The sequence below is a fragment of the Shewanella sp. UCD-FRSSP16_17 genome, from assembly GCF_001675935.1.
Lineage (GTDB): Bacteria > Pseudomonadota > Gammaproteobacteria > Enterobacterales > Shewanellaceae > Shewanella > Shewanella japonica.
Map to the genome: position 1 here is coordinate 555,104 of NZ_LZFV01000001.1, position 21,520 is coordinate 576,623.

The window sequence follows — 21,520 nt, forward strand, 5'->3', positions numbered from 1 at the left end:
ACCTATTCCTCCAACAATAATAGACTACGGCTAGAAATTTGTTCTTGTATCTTGGCAGCGAAATCATTGATTTTCATCTTACCTAAATCGATACCGTCACGTGTTCTTACCGCAACTTCCTTATTTTCCATTTCTTGATCGCCTACGACCAATAAATAAGGTACACGCTTAAGCGTATGTTCACGTATTTTAAAGCCTATTTTCTCATTCCTCAAGTCTTTAGATGCACGAATGCCACTTTCTTTGAAAGTTTTAACAATTTCGTCAACATAATCAGACTGTTTATCAGTAATATTCATAACAATTACTTGCACAGGTGCGAGCCATGTTGGGAATTTACCTGCATATTCTTCAATAAGAATACCTAAGAAACGTTCAAGAGACCCTAAAATAGCTCTATGGATCATAACAGGTGTCTGGCGAGTGTTATCTTCAGCAACGTAAGTTGCACCAAGACGCGCTGGTAATGCGTAATCTAATTGGACAGTACCACACTGCCAAGCACGGTCTAAGCAGTCATGTAATGTAAATTCGATTTTCGGGCCGTAGAATGCACCTTCACCTGGTAACACTTCAAATTCAATGTTATTTGCATCTAAAGCTTGCTTAAGTGCCTCTTCTGCTCTATCCCACATATCATCATCACCGATACGCTTTTCTGGGCGTGTCGATAATTTAACAACGATATTGTTGAAGCCAAAGCTACCATAAGTATCGTAAACCATTTGGATACATTCACTTACCTGCTCTTGTACTTGCTCATCAGTACAGAAAACATGTGCATCATCTTGGGTAAAGCCACGTACGCGCATTAAGCCGTGAAGTGAACCAGATGGTTCATTACGATGACAACAACCAAATTCAGCCATCTTCAATGGTAAGTCGCGGTAAGATTTTAGTCCTTGATTAAAGATTTGAACGTGGCCAGGACAGTTCATTGGTTTAATCGCATACTCACGATTTTCACTGTTTGTGGTAAACATCGCGTCAGCATATTTGTCCCAGTGGCCTGAACGTTCCCATAAGTTACGATCCATCATCAACGGACCTTTAACTTCTTGGTAAGTATATTGGCCTAGCTTTTGACGAATAAACTTCTCAAGCTCTAGATATAAACTCCACCCGTCGTTATGCCAGAACACCATACCTGGTGCTTCTTCTTGCATATGGTATAGATCAAGTTGCTTACCAATTTTACGGTGATCACGTTTTGCCGCTTCTTCAAGACGGTTCAAATGCACTTTTAATGCTTTTTTGTCTGCCCAAGCTGTACCATAAACACGCTGCAACATCTTGTTATCAGAGTTACCGCGCCAGTATGCACCTGCAACACTCATTAATTTAAAGTGATGACAGAATTTCATGTTTGGCACATGCGGACCACGACACATGTCAGTATATTCTTCATGGTGATATAAAGCAGGTGTTGAATCCTTGCTAATATTTTCATCAAGAATTGCAATTTTGTATTCTTCGCCACGTGACTCAAAAGTGTCACGAGCTTCTTGCCAAGAAACAACTTTCTTAACAACACTATAATTTGTTTTTGCTAATGCCAACATACGCTTTTCAAGCGCATCAATATCTTCTTGCGTTAGCTTGTGGTCTAAATCGATGTCGTAGTAAAAACCGTTATCGATAACAGGACCAATCGCCATTTTGGTTTCAGGCCACATTTGCTTAATAGCATGCCCTAATAAATGCGCACAAGAATGGCGAAGGATTTCAACACCTTCTTCGTCTTTAGCCGTAATGATAGACAATTCTGAGTCTGTTGTAATCAAGTCACAAGCGTCTACTAGCTCGCCATTAACGCGGCCAGCGATACAAGCTTTAGCTAAACCAGGACCAATGTCGGCTGCGACATCTAATGTTGATACAGAATCTGCAAACTCGCGTTTGCTGCCATCAGGCAATGTAATAATAGGCATTGTATTTCCTTATCCAGTGGTGACCCACACGTAGGGCCACTTGGTAATAATAAATAAAAAAGAAATGCCACCAAACTACAGACATTACAGGAGCCTGAGTTAATAGCGGCATGAGTTTGCATTCTAATTGAAAAGCCCTTTTGCAATCAAGTAATGCGGAGTAATAGAGCTTGTTATCGATAAATTAATTGATATGAACAGCATAATAGATGATCAATACAGAAAAATGCTGATAGATAATCCCATACTAAGATTTTATATCCTTACTTTGACACTCAACTATAATTTAATCGTAAAGTGTAATTTTGACCCAATTACACAGGTTTCGGACAATGTTGAAGCTATATAAAGGAGTATGTTATGAATTTAGTCAGCAGAGTGATCAGTTGCCCACATTGTGGACATAATCAGCATGTTCATATAGATACGAGTTGCGGAGATCAAGAATATTATGACGATTGCAGAGTATGCTGTAACCCAATTCACATGACCTTATTAGTGAATGATGCCAATCGCACCATTCAACTATTTATAGATACCGATGATGAGCAACTATATTAAATAATAAACGCTAGTGCTTGGTGTAACACTATACGATGAAGGAAGCTCATCGTTTTGGTTAGACTAACCTAGCGCTTTTTTAGCTAATATACGTTCTACAGTGTCGACAATAACTTGAGTTTGGCTATCGATTTCTATATTGATTCGCTCGCCAATAGTAATATCACTCAAATTAGTCAATTTTAATGTTTCAGGGATCAAGTGCAGCTTAAAGCTGTTATCACTTAATTCACCAACGGTTAAACTACAACCATTAACACCTATAAATCCTTTATAAAAAATATAGTCCATCCACCGTGCAGGTACAGTAAGTGTTATGTTGTAATGTTTATCCGTTTGACTAATTTCTGTCACTTCTGCCATTGTGTGTACGTGACCAGACAAAATATGTCCGCCAATCTCTTTACCGAACGTTAATGAACGCTCAATATTAACTTTGTTACCTGGCTCAACAAAATTCAGGTTTGTCACTTGTAAGGTCTCTTCCATTACATCGAAATAAACACTATTATTCTCAAGTTTAGTGACAGTCAAACAAACTCCATTATTGGCAACACTTGCACCTGTCTCAAGTCCTTGTTGTAGTTCTTCTGGAATATTAACTTCAAATGTTTTTAAACCACTTTGCTCTATAATTGAAACCACTTCACAAGTGGCTTGAACGATACCAGTAAACATATTTTCACTCGTTAGTTATAAGGTTTCTTAATGAATCACACAGGCTTTCAAGCCAAAAAGTTAATCCAATTAGCTTTGCCCGTTTTAATTGCCCAAGTTACACAAACCATGATGGGCTTTATTGACACTGTAATGGCAGGTCGAGTTAGTGCTGTTGATATGGCAGCAGTTGCTATTGGTACTAGTCTTTGGTTACCAGCACTGTTATTTGTGCAAGGACTTATTCTCGCATTTACGCCTGTATTTGCCCATCATCATGGTGCAAATAATCCTAAAGCGATTCAACCTCTCATGTCACAAGCTTTCTATATTGCCATAATTGGTAGTCTGGGTGTGTTGCTGTTCCTCTCATTTGCGCAAACTATTTTCGACATGATGGAATTAGAACCAGAACTTGCTGAGTTAAGTGCTGGATATTTACATGGATTTATGTGGGGTGTTCCAGCGTTTATTTTGTATCAGATACTTAGAGGTTGCTCTGAAGGTATTTCCTATACACTACCGACTATGATCATCGGCTTTGTTGGTTTAGCTGTGAATATTCCTGCTAATTATATTTTTATTTATGGACATTTTGGTGTTCCGGCGATGGGCGGCGCAGGTTGTGGTATTGCAACAGCACTCGTATTTTGGGCCATGATGATTGCTATGATGATTTACATGCAATTTCATCAAAAATTCGCCGAAATCGAACCTTTTAAACGGCTTAATAAACCTAACTGGAAAACCATTTGGGAAATGTTGAAGCATGGTATGCCGATCGCAATGGCATTATTTTTTGAAGTCAGTTTATTTGCCGTCATAGCATTATTGTTAGCTCCACTAGGTGCAACTGTTGTCGCTGGACATCAGATAGCGCTAAATTTTTCATCTATCGTATTTATGTTGCCATTATCTATTGGTATTGCAGTGTCTATCCGCGTGGGTTATTACTTAGGACAAGACAAACTCGACATATCTAACTTAGTTACTAAGATAGGGTTATTCATTGCTTTTTCATTAGCCGTCATTACGGCCGTGATTACAGTGTTATTTAAAACCCAAATTGCCCTACTGTATAACAACAATCCTGAAGTGGTCGCGTTAGCTGGTAGCTTAATGTTCCTAGCGGCACTGTATCAGCTATCTGACTCAATCCAAGTAGTTGCTGCAGGTGCATTACGTGGTTATAAAGATACTCAAAGTGCCTTTTATATTACCCTTGTGTCTTATTGGGCTATCGGAATGACGTTAGGTTACTTATTAGCAAGAACCGATATCATTGTACCTGCCATGGGAGCACACGGTTTTTGGATTGGTCTTATTGCAGGCCTAACTAGTGCTGCAATATTATTTGCCCTGCGTCTAAGGTACATACAAAAATCTGGGAAATTGAAAGCAGTCATTGAAGAACGCAGTTAATAGCGACTATGGATTTGAATTAACCAAATAAAATCTTAGTTTTGCAGAGGAAATTAAATAAATCTTAGCCTTTGTGCTGTAATAAGATTCAATTTGAACAGCAATTCACCATTCAAACAATTTTTTTGTTTTTTTACTTGCATCAAGCGACGTATACCGTAATATATCGCTCGTTCCAAAGATTACATGATATGTAGTCTTTAAAAGATACAACTGTAGCTCAGCTGGTTAGAGCACCACCTTGACATGGTGGGGGTCGGTGGTTCGAATCCACTCAGTTGTACCATTTAAAAGATATTATACAACTGTAGCTCAGCTGGTTAGAGCACCACCTTGACATGGTGGGGGTCGGTGGTTCGAATCCACTCAGTTGTACCATCTTTAACTTCTAAACCAGCGAAAGCTGGTTTTTTTGTACCTCAAAAAAAAACACCATCAATAATCAATGGTGTTTTGTTGGGGGAGATAAAAATGTTAGTTATGGATTAACTGATACGTCATCTAATAAGTAATCCACTCCTATAGGTAATCCATCAAAATACATAAATAACTCCGCTAATGTACATTCTGGTACCACTAATTCACCGGTGACTTGTTGCCAATCAAGATTATTGATCAATCCAGCACCTACGCCGTTATACAGTTCACTGTCACCTTCACAACGTGATTTAACTGTAATAGAGATATTATGCTCAATAGTGCTCATGCTGCTGATTTTTGACCAAGCCGTGATTTGATAAGTCTGACCAGCTGTTGCCGTAGGTAATAAATCATATACAGCGCCCTGCCATTCTGCAGTCCTATTTTGAACCAATGCACTAAAATTTCCTGAATGAGCATCGATATCAGTTTGGCTAATATTTGCATCTCCCCATGTTACCCAACCTTGTGTATCCTGTTCAAAATGAGGGTTTGTGATGAGATTATTTGGGTCTTCAACCAATTCTGTACTGATAGTCACTTCATCTAGATAGATATTTGCATCAATAACAGGTCCATCAAAGTAAACAAATACCTCTTCCAATTGGCAATTTGGTAAGGTTAACGAACCATTTATAGCTGTCCAACCATCATTAGTTGCTTGAACACTGGCTAATTGTTGATATTGCTCTGTTTCACCAACACAGAGTGTTTTAACTGTAATGTTAACAGGATTAGATTCAATACCTTCAATGCGTGTATATCCATTAATATTTATCAATTGTCCCGCTTGAACACGTGATAATAAGTCAATTAACGGTCCTTGCCATGTGCCAGTTCTATTAGATAATAATGCACTTTGAGTCCCTTGATATGCCTGCGCTGAAGTAACTTGTAAATCTCCACCCCACGCACTCCAGGTATCAAGACCATTTTCAAAATCACTAAATTGTATAACCGCGTTAATGGGTTGCGTGATGGCTTCATGTAATACCACGTCATCTAAGTATATATTTGTCTCAGGGGATGGCCCTTCAAAATACAATACAGCTTCAATGAAGTTACAATTAGGAATAGTGACTAAGCCGCCAAGTAATCGCCACTCAGTGTTGCTGGCTGTCGTCCCTCCTACACCAATATATTGATCTCCAGCAGGACAAGTTACTCGAATAGTCGCTTTTACGGTGGCTTGAGAGGCTGAAATTAAACTCTGTGCAAATAACTGATATGAATTACCCGCTGTTACTATGTTGGTTAGATCTAATGCAGGTCCCTGCCAGGTTTCTGTTCTGTCGACAGCAAGCAGGCTTTGCGACCCCGAATAGGCATTATCAGTTGTTATTGTTAAGACAGAATCACCAAATGGAAACCATTCATGATTAACCTGCTCAAAATCACTATTATCAATTAGATTAGGCCCAAATCCTTCAGTATTTGGCACTAAGCGTTTAGGTCTCAGGGTTAAGCCATCAACAAATAAGTCTATACCTGCTTGTGGGCCTTCTATATATAAAGATGCCGTTAATGAATCGCAATCAGGTGCTGTAAAGCTTGCCGTAATTTGAGACCAACGAAAAAGTCGAGGAGAGACTGTATCTAAGGATTGGTATATCGCACCTTCACTATCACACTGTGTCATTAAACTTAATGATACTTGTTGATTTCGTGCAATTACGCGAGTCCAAACACTAGTATCGTACTCTTGAGCGGGTTTTATAACTTCACTGATATCGTAAACTGCACCATGCCAATTTTCAGTACGGTTCTTAACTCTTAATCCACCACGGCCATTTTTTGCAAAAAAAGCGGTTCGCTTAAGTTCACCAGCCCAGGTCGACCAGCCATCAAGGCCGATTTCTAAATTACCGTTAGCGATTAAATTGGGTAGTTGCCCTGCTTCATCAGCTTCAATTCTTAATAAACCATCTGCAACACCAAAATATGCCGGTTTACGTTGATATTCATCATCATAGATGAGTGGATCATCTTCACCAAACTCTCCATCAATCCAGGTGTATTTGTCAGTGAATCCCCAAAGCGTAAACGCATCACATTGACGTACATTCATACATGCATTCACAGCACGATGATAAACTTGTTGTTGTATCGCTAGATTGGTGACGTCGTCCCAAGGAAGTGAAGATATTCTAACGTCAATCTCACTAATGTTGACTGACAAGCCAAGATCCGCAAAACGTTGTAAATTTGCAGTCATCTCTTCAGTACTAGGTGCAGAAGCGGCATCTAGGTGCATTTGAAACCCTATTCCATCAATAGGTACACCATCAGCAATTAATTCAGCCATCATAGTATAAACGGCATCTGATTTAGCATTGATGGAATCAATACCATAATCGTTGTAAAATAATTTCGCTCTTGGATCAGCAGCCCTTGCTGAAATATAGGCATCAGCAATATAAGATTTTCCTAATTTTTTGTAAAAAACAGATTGTCTATAGTTAGCATCATCACCCATAACCTCATTAACAACATCCCAGGCATAAATTTCACCTGCATAATATTGCATTGTGGTGGTGATATGATTATCAATCATTTGTGCTAGCGTTGCTGCATCAACTTGGTCATTGACAAAATTTGGTGCCTGTCTGTGCCAAACTAATGCGTGCCCTTTAACTTTTTGTTTGTTGTCTTGGGAAATTGCCAACATGGAATCAAAAGCACTAAAATCCCATTCTTTAGCGCTAACAGGTTGCAAAGGTCCCCACTTTGCTACGTTCTCCGGAGTAATATAGTTAAACTCAGATGCAAGTAGTGATAAATAATCTTCTTCACCTGAAGCCATGACACCATAACTTGGTGCCGTCCCCACTTTTTTACGTGCTTTTTTACTTGCATCTGCAAGAGTTTCGACATGACTGAAAAAATTAAACTTTTTCCAATCCGATTTTTTTTGCGGAGCAGCCTCCGCAATATTTATTGTTAACGTGGCTAACGCTAACGCGCATAACCCACCGTTTTTTACATGCTTGTTCATTAACTAATCCTTAAATAGATTCAGTTTTAAGGCAAAGAAAGCCCAAATAATTTTTTGATTGTTTTAGCTCTTATTCAGTGACTGCTTTTTAAACCGAATAACAAAAAACTAACATATGGTCTTTTTGACAACAAGATGAATTTTTAATCTATCTATTTTAAAGAGCACAATACCGATACGGGTAATACACACAAATGATAAGCAATTTGGGCTTGATAAAATTTATTTGTTTATTTTTTCTAATGTGATTTTTTAAGCAAATAAATTCACTTAACACTGTTTCAATAAACAATCATTTTTGAAAGATACCCTTGATGCCCATTACAAAAGGCTTCAAGGATAAAATTTAGATCATTTGTTGGCGATTTTGGGTCAACTTATAAATCAGTTGTCATGTATCTATTTACAATAATTCAGATAGTTACTAAAAATATTGTTTTATCAAATATTGCGAAACTTAGAACTAGCTACACAATACTAGATTTAGCCCGTTATTGAATTTTCGGTATGTTCAAGATTGAAGTTAGAGCAGGTTTATAGCTTAAATCGCGATTCCATAACAATGGATAGTTAGTTCTTTGTGGAATAGGATAATCATTTTTCCAAGACATCGTGTCATGTACTCCCCAAAACGTGACTCGGTCAATTTTATCCTTCTTACGGTAAAACAATTCGAACAAAGCCTGATATCTTTTAGTAAGTTGCACTTGAACAGAATCAGGTAAACCATCACGATATGGGTCTAAATATGCTTTAAACTCTGACAGTTGAAATTGTGGGTGCGAGAAAGCCTGTCCAATGACTTGCCCATGCTTGGTAAATGGTAGTACGTCTATATCTAATTCTGTAATCATTACCTTTAACCCGAGCGCTGCATATGCATCAATTGCCGCTTCAATTTGCTCAATTTCAGGATAATTAAGTCCCCAATGGGCTTGAATACCGATACCATCAATTCTAATGCCTTCATCCTGTAGTAACTTGACCATTCGGATGATGCCATCACGTTTATTTGGCCTCCATGCATTAAAATCGTTGTAATATAGTTCTGTATCGGGTGCATATACAGCTGCAAACTGATATGCATATTTCACAAGTTTATCCCCATCACCCACGGCCTTAACCCAATTCGTTTGGCGATAATATCCATCCTCACCAATCACTTCATTAACAACATCCCATGCATCGACTTTGCCAGCATATCTTCCTGCAACAAGTTTAATGTGCTGTTTCATTCTGTCTAATTGCTGCTCAGAAGAATTTGCTGAGTTGTCAGGTTGTAAGAAAAACCAATCAGGTGTTTGGTTATGCCAAACTAATGTATGCCCAATAATGAACATCTTATGTTGTAAACCGAACTCAACAAAATTGTCAGCTTCAGTGAAGTCATAATATGAACGAGTAGGATTAACAACCTCTGCTTTCATGGCATTTTCTAACGTTATGCTGTTGAACTGAGTCGTTACAATATCGGTTAATTTAGGCGAATTACCGTTGATAATTGATTCATTTATCGCAACTCCAACTTTAAAGTGGCCATTATAGTGACTTTTTAAAGTCTCTAAAGTTTTGGTTTGTTCATTATTCGCCACTGTATACGCTGAAAAGAAACACAGACTTGTAAAAATACAAATAATTATTGGCTTAAGATAAACTCCGTATAGTGAACTGGTAATATTCTTGTATCTTTTTCCCTTGGAACACCTTTGACTATTCAATTTACCCCTCCTTTTGTAATTAGCTTTTCCTCATGAGTGATTTAATTATCCTCACATTTTTAAGCATATATAACGACGCACCTAAGTGTCAATTTGACTATTAGGTGCGAGATAATTATGATGTTAAGCAATCGTTAATAGGGAATATTGGGAAAAGGATCAAATGGGCAGCAAACATCTTCGTTTCATAAATATGGTTTTGCTTTTTAGCATGATCTTTTATTTTACTTCTCCTGTTTTCGCTAACCCTGTTCAGCCTAATAAGGCCACTCAACAAGAATTTATTGAAAGCTCAAGTGATACAAGGGCTATCAACTCTCATTCGAATAACAAGGTAAATGTTGCGATAGATACAAAAGCGCAATGTTATTCAGATATTCCACCTTTACCTGTTAATCCCACACCAACATTAATTACTAAAGATCTTGGATTTCTCGAAGGACCAACCTGGTCATCAGTAAAACAACAGTTTTATTTTTCAGAAATGGATTTTGACGGGCCTCAGACATCAGGACCTATTTCAACAATTTATACATGGAGTCATCAAGACGGTGTCAATAAACTAATCAATGATGTTGGTACGAATGGGTTATACGCTAAAGGTAATGAGTTATACCTGCTTGATCATGCTAACCGTGGTATCAGCAAGATGAATTTGTCGTCATTAAATCAACACGTCATTACAAACCAATTTCAAGGCCAACATTTTAATTCTCCTAATGATGCCGTCATGGATAAAGATGAAATACTGTATTTTACTGATCCTGATTGGCAGCTAGGGCCACGAGAGCAGGAAACTCCTTTTACTGGTGTTTATACGTTAAACAAGCAGGGTCATGTCCAGCTTATTAATAAGTCACTTAATAAACCTAATGGAATCGCTTTATCAAAGGATGAAAAGCATATTTATATCGGGGATTACTCGCATCATATATATGTTTATCGCTTAACAGCGGATAAAACAATAGCAGAAATTACGCAGAAAATTAGCATAGATACACCAGATGGAATGGCTATTGATTGTGCTGGCAATTTATATGCTACAAGTCATAACGAGGGTTTTATAAAAATTTATAATAAAAAAGGAAATTTGATTCAGTCAGTGTTCATTGCACCCAAATTGACTAATGTTGCTTTTGGTGGAAAAGATATGAAAACACTGCTCATTACAACGGGTAATGGGCTATTCCAACTGACAACAAAAGTTCCTGGTTAAAGAACACTTTACTGACGATAACCAAGACCTGTTGCCGCCCAATAAATGCCCCCGTATAAATGGGCTAAAAACAACGGGTCTTGATACACTGCCCCCAGATGACCTAAGCCTGTATAAAAAGAGCGACCACCATCATAATATTGAAACCACGCAATGGGGTGAAAATCTCCCATCCCATCACCCTGTTTGACTTCCCAATCAGATTGCGTTTGATAAGTCTGCTCGTCCACAGTTAATAAGTATTGCAAAGACGGTGTATTGGCCTCACTAAAGTCGTACCACTCGTCTGTAAACCAAAAAGAAGCAGGTAATTGTTCAGATCCGACAAAATCAATGGCAGTTTTATTAACGAGCGCAGTTTGCACTGTTGGATGAATGATAAATGTATGGCCAATTAATTTTTGGTACCACTCCCAACTGTATTCTGTATCAGCAGCGCTGTGAATACCTACAAAACCTTTACCGCTTTGAACATATGTTTCGAGTGCTTGCTTTTGCTTTTCATTTAAAATGTCGCCACTTGTGGCCAAGAAAATAACCACATCAACATCTGCAAGGTACTGGGTATTAATATAATGTGCTTCCTGATGCCAGATAACATTAAAGAAATGTCTCTCGGCCAATTCTTCTATTGCCTTCACTCCATTTAATATAGATTTATGATGCCAACCAGAAGTTTTACTAAAAACCAATACGTTAAATTGCTTTTTAGGCAACGTATCAAACCCCGTTGCATTAACTTGTTTAATTGTACAACACCAAGCTGAAATAAATAATAGAAGCAAAAAACCAAGTAATTTTGATTGATAAAAACTAGATACGAAAACACGAGTTAACTGATAATTTTTACTGATCATAATCTGTTATTCCTAATAGAATTATCTGAAAAGTTAGCAGTTAACTATCAGCTACTAGCAAGCTTACAAAAATTTAGCCCTACTTTATTATTCAAAGCCACGTTAAATAACAAATGGCAGAAGTTTAAAATTAACTTACCTCATTTCAGCAGAGCGGCAATAATTTTGAATAAAATCTACATGGTTAGGTAAGCTGTTTACCCTTCTCTGAATTGTTGATTTTATGGTGTTTAGAAAACCAGCTAACTCCTCGTCAGACATGTTATCGACGATTGGATGATATTCTTTGGGCATGAGTCCTTGACCAATCATCACTTGTAACCATGACGCTTCGCCAAACAATTCTTGATCTGTTTTATATACTTGTGCACTTTGTACAAACAAATCAATTCTATCTTGTAAGCTTTTTGGTATTTCCATCGATTTACAATAGCGCCAAAACTCACTGTCATCTCGCTGAGTTACATGATAGTGCAGCACAATAAAGTCGCGAACATTTTCGATTTCAAGTCGCATCTTTCGATTAAAATCATCAACTACAGCTGGTTCCATTTCTGTAGAAGGTAAGCTTTGCATCAATCTAACGACACTTTGTTGAATTAAATGAATACTCGTGGACTCTAGTGGCTCAATAAAGCCACTAGCAAGACCAATTGCTACACAGTTTTTGTTCCAGTGTTTACGGCGAGTACCAGTTTTAAACTTCAGCACTCTAGGTTCATTAAGTTTGTCACCTTCAATGTTTTCAAGCAGCAGCTCTATTGCTTGCTGGTCTGTCATGTATTTACTACAAAACACTAAGCCATTACCCATTCTATTTTGAAGTGGTATTTGCCATTGCCAACCCGATGGATGCGCTATTGAGCGTGTGTACGGGACTAACGGTTTAGTTTGCCTTGTTTGCACAGCAATAGCGCTATCACAAGGTAACCAGTGACGCCAATCTTCGTAACCAGTATGAAGTGCTTCTTCAATGAGTAATCCTTTAAATCCTGTGCAATCAATAAATAAATCGCCGTTGATCTGTTGACCATCAGCTAAGGTCAGCGATTTTATAAAACCGTTTGAATGATTAAGGTTAACTTTCGAAATTGTACCTTCAATCCGTTTGGCACCATGTTGTTCAGAAATGGCACGTAAAAACTTTGCATATAAACCGGCATCGGTATGAAAAGCATGGTTGCGGTCTTGATTAGGTAAAGCGGCGAATTTACCTAATCGACTGGCTAAATATTCCGGGCAATAGTCACCAATTTCACTCGCTATCCCCTGTTGATAACCTTTGAGCCAAAAATGCTGGAAACCTGCAGCCCAGCAACTTTGGCCAATATAGCCAAACGAGTGCATATAATCTTCATTCACTTGTTTCCAATTCTCAAAAGAAATCCCAAGCTTGAATGTCGCATTCGTTGCCGCCATAAAATCTGACTCTTTAATTTTTAACAGGTCATGAAATAAATGAAGCGTGGGGATTGTCGCTTCACCAACACCAACGGTAGGAATCTTATCAGATTCAATTAAAGTGACTGAAATATGCTTTCCTAACAATTTAGAGAAAGCCGCAGCAGCCATCCAACCTGCTGTTCCGCCACCAGCTATAACTACATTTTTAATTTTATTGGACATTGTAATCCCCACTTGTACCTAGATTGTTAGGTTATTGTTTTTATTCTATATTAAAACTTTAACGCCTTAACTGATTTTGAATTTGCGCACGTAATTTTCTTGCCGTTATTTCATTTAATGGAGATCGCAAAACACCTTGTGCAGATGGTTGGATATGTTCAAAATTACTGTATTCATCGTTAAAAACATAATGATCGAACAATTTTTTCCAAGCATCTTTTTGCACTTTAGGTAAGTCACGGAGACTTAAAATACCGTGCATTAAAGCGTTACTCGGTTGACCTAAATGCCCCAAGCCCGAAGTAAACCAATAGTTAATTAACACATTAAATGGTGCTAAGGCTTCAACTTGATGCCACCACATGCTAGGAATAATCAACGCATCCCCCACTTCTAATTCGACAACTTGAGAAGCGTTAAATGCATGTTTAAGCTTTGGATATCGCTCAAAATCAGGATTTGTTAAATCAGCTAAGCTAATTGGCTGACCTCCAGGAGCAAGATCTATTGGACCAATATAAAGGTTATCTATTTGCTCAGGCGGAAATAAAGTAAAACGACGCCTTCCAACGACTGAACATGCTAGGTTTTGCGCAACATCATAATGGGCTGATATGTTTGTTTGATTACCCATCCAGATATTCGTTAATGCATCATCTGGCATGGTATCGATTGTAATTTCTTCCAATAATTCAGGGAAATAGTGCTTAATGCTCGTTGAACCTACATAAATAGTATCGGGATGCGGTTTTGAGATTTGGTCAATGAGTTGTGCTAACACATCATTTAAAGGCAACTGCAAAGGATCAAAATTAAATCCTGACAAATCTTCATTATAAAAAACTCGCCCTTGATGGTCGTTGTGTAGATAACAAGCATTAACACTATCACCATCAAATTTTTTACGTAAATAATCCATGGCTTTAAGTAATGACTTTTTACCATGGTGAACAAGTGTCCAGTCACTGGCAAAGTTTTTTAATATGACTGGTTGCTCTGAATATAGCAGTGTTCTGTCGATATTCTGGGTCGTGACACTAGTATATTCACTAATTACTAATTTTTTATTGGCCATATCATTCTCTTCAATCAACTCTGTGAGGGGGTAAGTCAACCTTTGCTGTTAACACTCTGAAGTTAATTGTTTAGCTGTTTATTTTTTCGTTCAATCAGCTTATTAATGTGAGCTTGAGACGCGATAATCATGTAAATAACTTCTAAATAACCTGCATGGTGAAGTCCTAGAAGTTCTGCATCTTCTAATTTGGCTAGTCGTTCTTCATTAATGATATAAAATCCAATTAATTGATGATGAGAGCTATCATTTAATTTAATGTCCATCGACACCGATTCTAATAAATCACAATGGATTAACGCTGCAATAAATTGCTGATTTTCTTGTAAACCTAGGTGTAGGGTTTCAAGCACACTGCCAATATGTTCTAGATAATCACTGTTACCACCTAGCGGAAGAAACAAAGCTGTTCCTTGGTTGCTACTCACTCTCGGAGAGTCTGTATCTAAAGTAATGACACGTTGCATATCAGTAACACCGTCTTGCGCTGTTTTTTGATAGCCAATATAAAAAGGCATCCTTTGAACTGATAGTGGGATATAGCTCGCATCCCAGCCGTTTTCAGTTAAAAATAGATTTTCTTGGTTTTTAAAGCCGAATAAGGTGACAGGGCTAAACTCGCCAGTATCAGAATGCTTCTGAAATAAGATGGGATAATGGGCTTGCGCAGTTTTAATCTCTGCTAAAAAAGTCGCAGCAAACCATAAATCATCGCCAAGTTCTGCTGAACGCTGTGTATTGATACGTAATTCTTTGTGTTCTACATTGTTAAGTAGTACATGATTCATCTTATTCTCCCGACAAGATTGCCCTTACCCACAATCTCATATTATTTTGTTTATCTTGGTTAGTTTGTTTTAGTTAGATAGCAGAAAAGCCTTGTTGCCTAACAAGATCTAACAGTTCCCGATTAGATTTCATTCGTTGAGATAATGTTTGTCGTTTACTCATCACATCTTCTAAAAAGGCGATATAACGAGGAGTGATGCCTGAGTTTGGACTCAATAAATTAGCCTTTGGATCAGGTGTATTCGCTGTTGTCGTCTCCTTCATCCCCATATAAACATATTGGTAACTCGCACTAGGAAAGAGAGGATTCACGTGAGTAATATCCGCTGCACTTGGTAATTGGTGTTGCCACAGATTGAGTAATGTTTTTAGTGAATCAGGTATTGAGCTTAATGTTTGATGATCGCACCAATATTGGCTATCTCGTCGCTTGGATAAGACATAGTGCAATTTTAAAAATTCGATAATTTGCTGCCAATGTAACTTCATGCGCTCATTAAAACGCTCAGTAACGATTGGAAGAATTGCCAGATCTGTTGGAAATTGTTGTGCAATTTCAATTGCAGACTGTTCAACAAGCGCAATGGCAGACGCTTCAAGTGGTTCTATAAATCCCGCAGACATCCCTACTGCAACACAGTTTTTATGCCAGAATTGGCGACGAAAACCTGGTGAAAAAGCAAGATGTTTAAATGACAAATTTTCACGTTGCTGCTCAGATAAATTAGGCGTACTTGTCGCGATATAGCGCTTAATTTCAGTTAAGGCCTCATCCTTTGTTTGATGTAAAGAGGAATATACATGACCTACACCTCTTCTTGTTTGTAGCCCAATATCCCAAATCCATCCCGCACTTACAGCTGTTGATAACGTACTTGAGTTTATGCTGGCTGTAGTGTCGTTAGGGATTTGAACCGCTATTGCACTGTCATTAAATAATATTGATTTTTGACACACTAATGGGATCTTGTAATGCTGGCCTAATAACAATGAATGCTGACCGCTGCAGTCAATGAACAAATCACCTTGAATCTTTCTATCCCTGTTACTTGAATCTTTAATCGTCACTGATTCAATATGCCCATGGCGGCAAGTAGCGCTATTATTTTCAGAATACTCGGTATCTGAAATTTGAACATCTACGCATTGGTTTACGTTATTTATACCAATCACATTAGCAGCGATATGACTCACCTTAAGTCTATTCACGCAATGTTGTTTTAATAAGTTTGCAAATTTTGCTGCATCTAAATGGTATCCATAATTACAAACGAATTGGTACTCTGGGGTTGATATTAGCTTAGGTGCGAGATTTTGCTGACATAACTGGGTTTGATATCCCATAGCATCAGCAAACTTGATATCAAACGGTAAATTATTTTTTACCGTATGATATTGCTTAAAAGCATCGGTAAATGGGAAGCTAATCAGTGAAAATGGATGGTAATAACTATGAGTGACAGAATTATCACTACAACTAGTATCACTCACATTCCAATTAATAAACTTCGAGGCTTGTTTGAAACTTGCATCGCACTCAGTTAAAAACTCAGCCTCACTAATACCTATATCTTGTAAAGTTTGACGCATTGAAGGCCACGTCCCTTCACCGACACCGATTGTCGCGATATCGGGCGATTCGATTAAGGTAATAGTGACAGCATAATGAGTTATTTTAGTAGCCAAAATTGCAGCGGTTAACCAACCCGCAGTTCCGCCCCCAACAATAACGATATTTTTAATGGCTGTTGAAGTCATGTTGTGATCCACCAGATAAACATTCAAATTAATCGTACTGGCTCATCTACCGAAATAGATGAGCCAGTGACGCATTGTTAGAATGTATATCTAACTCCTAAGCCATAACGTGCTCCTGTTTGAGTTATTTTATACACTAACTGATCAACTCGACCGTATTCTTTAACGTACTCTTCAGTCACGTTAATACCTTCTAAGAATACTGTTAGGCCTTCTACAGCAGGGATGTCATAACTTACGTTGAAATCTATCTGATAATACTCGTCAGTATAAATAGGCGCAGTTAGATCACCATTTACACGACGCTCATTTAAAAATGCATCACGCCAGTTATAAGCAACGCGCGCTTGTAAACCATAATTATCGTAGAATAAAACTAAGTTGGCCGTATCACTTAACCCAACTAATGCTTCAGTGTCTTCTAGCGAATTATTATCGTATTCAAGATCTGAGTTAACCATGGTGTAGTTAACGATACCGCCAAAGCCAGTTTCGCCAAATAAATGCTGAACATTAAATTCGAAGCCATCAATGGTGTGTTCTTCATCGCCATTAACAGGAACATTCAAGTTAAATGTGACTTCGTCGTCGGTAGCAGGATCACCAATAATTGTTCCGCCATCTAAGTTACCGTCAGCATCATAGTTTGGTTGAACATTCGGATCATTTTCATAATTCTCGAAAATATACTCGCGAATTTCCTCGTTCGTTGCACCAGCACCCAATTCAGCCACTGCTGAATCAAACTTTTGTCCACTTAATGGATTTGATAAATTGAAAATATTAGAGGTGGTTGTTCCGGTACGGATCCAATTCGAAACATCTTTTCTAAAGTAACCAACAGAGGCATAGCTGCCTTCATCGTAATACCACTCACCGGTGAAGTCGTAGTTAATTGATTCTAAAGGTTCAAGTCCTGGATTTCCTGAACTACCAGAGTAACCACTTAAACTGCCACCAGTATTAATTGAAGTTCCACCTAGCAAATCATTGTAACTTGCACGTGAGATGGTTTTACTTGCAGCAGCACGCACCATAAGATCATCAGTGACTGATAAATTGAAGTTTAAATTAGGCAAGAATTGGTCGTAATCAGCTGATTGATTCAAAGATTCAATACCTGTGATACCTGTTACGGAAGTTGAGGTTGCTTCAGTCCATTCAACACGGCTATAACCTGGAGCAGACGCTTGTGAGAACACATCTGTTTGTTCATAGCGTAATCCTACGTGAACACTAAAAGGCATATCCGAGATTTCGCCAAAGTAGTTGGCTTGCAAATAAGCAGCTGTGGTTTTCTCTTCTGTAAAACGATTTGTTCCCGCATCCCATTGCGTTGACGCACAGAATTGACCTTCTCCATTAGGGCCAGATGCCGCGCCAGGGGCAGCCTGACAATCACCGTATAAACCATCAACATTCGCTTCAGGATCAGCAAGTTCTGCAGCATTAACAATCTGGTCAAAATCGGCATAAAAGATTTTGTTGAATAGATCATAATCTTCTTGCGTAGGCGTTCCTTCGAAATTGCCAGGTGTACCAGAAAATTTATCTAAGATAGTGTCTTCAGTCCAATCAATACCAGCGAAGTCACCTACCTCACCAACACCACCCCAATCTGGGCGCTGAACTTGAGTATGACGATAATGGTTATTCACTTTATTGTAAGCGACACCAAAGTCGATATTTAAATCTTCATTTAAATGATATTTACCACTTAATTGAGTTTGCTCAATATCAGAAGAATATTTGTCATTAGCAAACCAACTACCCGATAAACGCATCGTGCTAGGATTAAAGTTTTCGATATTACCAGTCGCAATCCCCGGAAGACTGCCGGTTAAGTCGAGACCTGTACGGCTACGGGTATAAGAAGGAAGTTGTACGTTATTACGTGTTCCGTGCCTAGGATCACTCGCTTCCATCGCCGCTGAGGAGTTATGATAATCTAACGTTAAAGACAAATCGTCAGTCACATCCCAATCTAAGTTAATACCAATAGAATCTGTTGTTTCTTCACGGCCCCAAGCACCGACAGTTAATGACGTATCTTGTAAATCTGCAGGACTATTGATGTTATAAATTTCAGAGTAAATCTCAGGCCATGCGTTAGGTTCACCGCTCCAAACAGATTCACTTCTATCACCAGCATAGTTGAACCATACAGATGCATCAGTATGCTGTTCTTCGATGTTATTTCTAAACGTAGTGTAATCGACTGTTGCAGTGAAGTTTTCAACTGGGCGATATTGTAGAGTTACTTGACCGTTTATGCGTTCGCGTTGACGCTCTTCAAAGATATAACGAGGTTGTTGTGCATTTGAGTAAATACCGGAAGTTGGACGGTTTGTACCACCTTCAGCACCTGCAGGAACACCACCCCAGCCAGTATTAGTATAGTCACTTGCACGATAGCCTTGATCTTGAAGGAATTGCTGCATGCCACTTTCACGTTCCTGATAACTGCCTGAAATGGCAATACCAAATTTATCATCAGCAAAAGTTTGTGAATAAAGACCACTTAGCTCTGGTGTTGTACTGGCTTTATCTGATGACTTATCTTCAATTGCTTTACCATTGATAGTGGCTTTTAATCCTGGATTATCAAGTGGTTTAAAAGTAGTAAGATTAATCGTTGCACCAATACCACCTGATGTAACACTGGCATTAGAGGTTTTATAAACTTGTACCCCATTAACACTTTCAGCTGCAACATTGGCAAAATCAAACGTTCTGTCGCCTGTTGTATTTGGTAATTGACGGCCATTTAAAGTTATTAAGTTATTCGCTGCGCCAAAACCACGTACAGTGACACGACTGCCTTCCCCACTAGCTCGGTCAATAGATACACCAGTAATACGCTGTAATGATTCTGCTAAGTTGGTATCAGGAAATTTACCGATATCTTCTGCAGAAATTGCATCAACAACACCTTCTGATTCACGTTTAATATCCATGGCTCTTTCTAAGCCACCACGAATACCCGTAACGGTAATGACTTCAACTTCTTCATCAGCGTAGCTGTTATTAGCAGCCATTGAACTTAATGCTGCTAGAATCGAAGTTGTTATAATCGTTTTGTTAAACATCTAACTCTCCCCTTTTCTTCATTATTGCCAAATCGGCAATGACTCCTTTTTGGTTTACACAAGCCAATAAAAAACTTGAAAACCTAATTATCATTATCAATAAAGAGTGCTAACAAAGACTGCTATCGGTTTAGATGTTATTAAATAGTTAAAAGCATTAACTATCAAGTCCTTACCGATACTCTGTACATTTATTGCTTCATAGACTGTAAAAAATTGACTACAGCTTTAATTCTCATTGACATCGTCTGTATTGACTTAACAATTTAATGTCAACTTGACCATAACTAAAGTAAGCAAAAAAATTTGCTCTAATGCTAGTTATACGCGGTTATTGGCAAAATCTTGCCATTTATATCGTGTATTAATTCTGTTTTCTTTACGCATCTCAGATGGGTTTTACCTGATGACAAACTAGAGTCATGATAAAACAACCACCATTTTTCTTGATGAAATACAATTGAATGATGATTCGTCCATCCTAAAACTGGATTTAAAATCACACCTTGATAAACAAATGGTCCATAAGGGTTATCTGCTATGCCATAAGCAATTTTATGGGTATCACCTGTCGAATATGAAAAGTAATACTTGCCTTGATATTTATGTAGCCACGATGCTTCAAAAAAGCGCCTCTCGTTATCACCTGTTGTTATTGGAGCGCCTGATTCATCAACAATCACAATATCTTTTACAGGCTCAGCAAGCGTTAACATATCGTCTGATAATTTAGCCATTTTTGCTGGTAACGCAGGCTCATTATCAGCTGGGTAGCTATATTGAATACTAAATTTACCATCACGCCAGTTTTGTAGCTGACCGCCCCATAAACCACCAAAATAAAGGTAATAACTGCCATCATCATCTTTAAACACGGCGGGATCGATACTGAAGCTCCCTTCGATATAGTTTTCCTGTGCTTTAAAAGGCCCAGATGGCCTGTCACTAATCGCAACACCAATTCTAAAAATACCGTCATAATCACGAGCTGGAAAATAGAAATAAAATTGACCAGATTTTTCTGCGGCATCAGGTGCCCATAGTTGCTTTGAAGCCCATTTAATGTCTTCTAAACTTAATGCCACGCCGTGATCTGTCACTTCTTCACTATGGTTATCTATCGAAAGAACATGATAATCACGCATAGCAAAATGGTCGCCATCATCATTTATCGCACTGTCGGTTTCGATATCATGTGAAGGGTAAATATAAATTTTTTCATTAAATACATGAGCCGAAGGATCTGCTGTATAAATATTGGTGACTAATGGCGGATTCTTTGGCTTAAAAGATCTCGCTTTCTTTAAGTCAAGTTGTTGTTTACGCTCGGCATCACTCATTTCAGCTTCTGGTTTCTTTTCCGATTCCATGTTGTTTACATCTCATCCATTATTAAACGTTGGCAA

General features: G+C 38.3%; 14 protein-coding genes and 2 tRNA genes. 5 read left to right on the plus strand and 11 right to left on the minus strand.

Annotated elements, in window-relative coordinates; genetic code table 11:
- Positions 1 to 2: 2 nt before the first annotated feature.
- Complete coding sequence (thrS, locus tag A9267_RS02370) at positions 3 to 1,931, minus strand: threonine--tRNA ligase (protein WP_055023951.1); 1,929 nt, start codon at positions 1,929 to 1,931, stop codon at positions 3 to 5.
- Between the two features lie 360 nt (positions 1,932 to 2,291).
- Between thrS and A9267_RS02375 the strand changes: the two genes are divergently transcribed.
- Entirely contained in the window at positions 2,292 to 2,492 is a 201-nt protein-coding gene (locus A9267_RS02375) for a CPXCG motif-containing cysteine-rich protein (RefSeq protein ID WP_055023952.1), read from the plus strand.
- A 63-nt stretch (positions 2,493 to 2,555) separates the two neighbouring features.
- Here A9267_RS02375 and A9267_RS02380 read toward each other — a convergent pair whose 3' ends face one another.
- A complete protein-coding gene (locus A9267_RS02380) occupies positions 2,556 to 3,170 on the minus strand; it encodes a riboflavin synthase (protein WP_065108098.1) in 615 nt (204 codons plus the stop codon).
- 30 nt (positions 3,171 to 3,200) lie between these two features.
- Between A9267_RS02380 and A9267_RS02385 the strand changes: the two genes are divergently transcribed.
- From A9267_RS02385 to A9267_RS02395, 3 genes are all read left to right on the plus strand, one after another.
- Positions 3,201 to 4,571 (plus strand): MATE family efflux transporter, encoded by a 1,371-nt coding sequence (locus A9267_RS02385; protein WP_065108099.1) that lies wholly within the window; start codon positions 3,201 to 3,203, stop codon positions 4,569 to 4,571.
- A 209-nt stretch (positions 4,572 to 4,780) separates the two neighbouring features.
- A tRNA-Val gene (locus A9267_RS02390) sits at positions 4,781 to 4,857 on the plus strand.
- A gap of 15 nt (positions 4,858 to 4,872) precedes the next feature.
- A tRNA-Val gene (locus A9267_RS02395) sits at positions 4,873 to 4,949 on the plus strand.
- 100 nt (positions 4,950 to 5,049) lie between these two features.
- Here A9267_RS02395 and A9267_RS02400 read toward each other — a convergent pair.
- The gene (locus A9267_RS02400) at positions 5,050 to 7,986 is read right to left on the minus strand and encodes an endo-1,4-beta-xylanase (RefSeq protein ID WP_065108100.1); all 2,937 of its coding nucleotides are present in this window, start codon (positions 7,984 to 7,986) and stop codon (positions 5,050 to 5,052) included.
- Between the two features lie 491 nt (positions 7,987 to 8,477).
- Positions 8,478 to 9,578, minus strand: a complete 1,101-nt coding sequence (locus tag A9267_RS02405; protein WP_231919032.1) for an endo-1,4-beta-xylanase — start codon at positions 9,576 to 9,578, stop codon at positions 8,478 to 8,480.
- 289 nt (positions 9,579 to 9,867) lie between these two features.
- Between A9267_RS02405 and A9267_RS02410 the strand changes: the two genes are divergently transcribed.
- Entirely contained in the window at positions 9,868 to 10,920 is a 1,053-nt protein-coding gene (locus tag A9267_RS02410; protein WP_082972165.1) for an SMP-30/gluconolactonase/LRE family protein, read from the plus strand.
- An 8-nt stretch (positions 10,921 to 10,928) separates the two neighbouring features.
- Here A9267_RS02410 and A9267_RS02415 read toward each other — a convergent pair whose 3' ends face one another.
- The 7 genes from A9267_RS02415 to A9267_RS02445 all read right to left on the minus strand — a co-directional run bounded on the left by A9267_RS02415 (position 10,929) and on the right by A9267_RS02445 (position 21,484).
- Positions 10,929 to 11,777: a ThuA domain-containing protein gene (locus tag A9267_RS02415; RefSeq protein WP_065108102.1), complete on the minus strand. Its 849-nt coding sequence runs from the start codon at positions 11,775 to 11,777 to the stop codon at positions 10,929 to 10,931.
- 135 nt (positions 11,778 to 11,912) lie between these two features.
- Positions 11,913 to 13,403, minus strand: a complete 1,491-nt coding sequence (locus tag A9267_RS02420; RefSeq protein WP_065108103.1) for a tryptophan halogenase family protein — start codon at positions 13,401 to 13,403, stop codon at positions 11,913 to 11,915.
- Positions 13,404 to 13,461: 58 nt separating this feature from the next.
- Complete coding sequence (locus tag A9267_RS02425) at positions 13,462 to 14,478, minus strand: cupin-like domain-containing protein (protein ID WP_065108104.1); 1,017 nt, start codon at positions 14,476 to 14,478, stop codon at positions 13,462 to 13,464.
- A 62-nt stretch (positions 14,479 to 14,540) separates the two neighbouring features.
- Positions 14,541 to 15,266 (minus strand): SapC family protein, encoded by a 726-nt coding sequence (locus tag A9267_RS02430; protein WP_065108105.1) that lies wholly within the window; start codon positions 15,264 to 15,266, stop codon positions 14,541 to 14,543.
- Positions 15,267 to 15,339: 73 nt separating this feature from the next.
- A complete protein-coding gene (locus tag A9267_RS02435; protein ID WP_065108106.1) occupies positions 15,340 to 17,025 on the minus strand; it encodes a tryptophan halogenase family protein in 1,686 nt (561 codons plus the stop codon).
- 77 nt (positions 17,026 to 17,102) lie between these two features.
- Positions 17,103 to 20,114, minus strand: a complete 3,012-nt coding sequence (locus A9267_RS02440; protein ID WP_065108107.1) for a TonB-dependent receptor — start codon at positions 20,112 to 20,114, stop codon at positions 17,103 to 17,105.
- 317 nt (positions 20,115 to 20,431) lie between these two features.
- Entirely contained in the window at positions 20,432 to 21,484 is a 1,053-nt protein-coding gene (locus tag A9267_RS02445; RefSeq protein WP_065108108.1) for a glycoside hydrolase family 43 protein, read from the minus strand.
- Between the last annotated feature and the right edge of the window lie 36 nt (positions 21,485 to 21,520).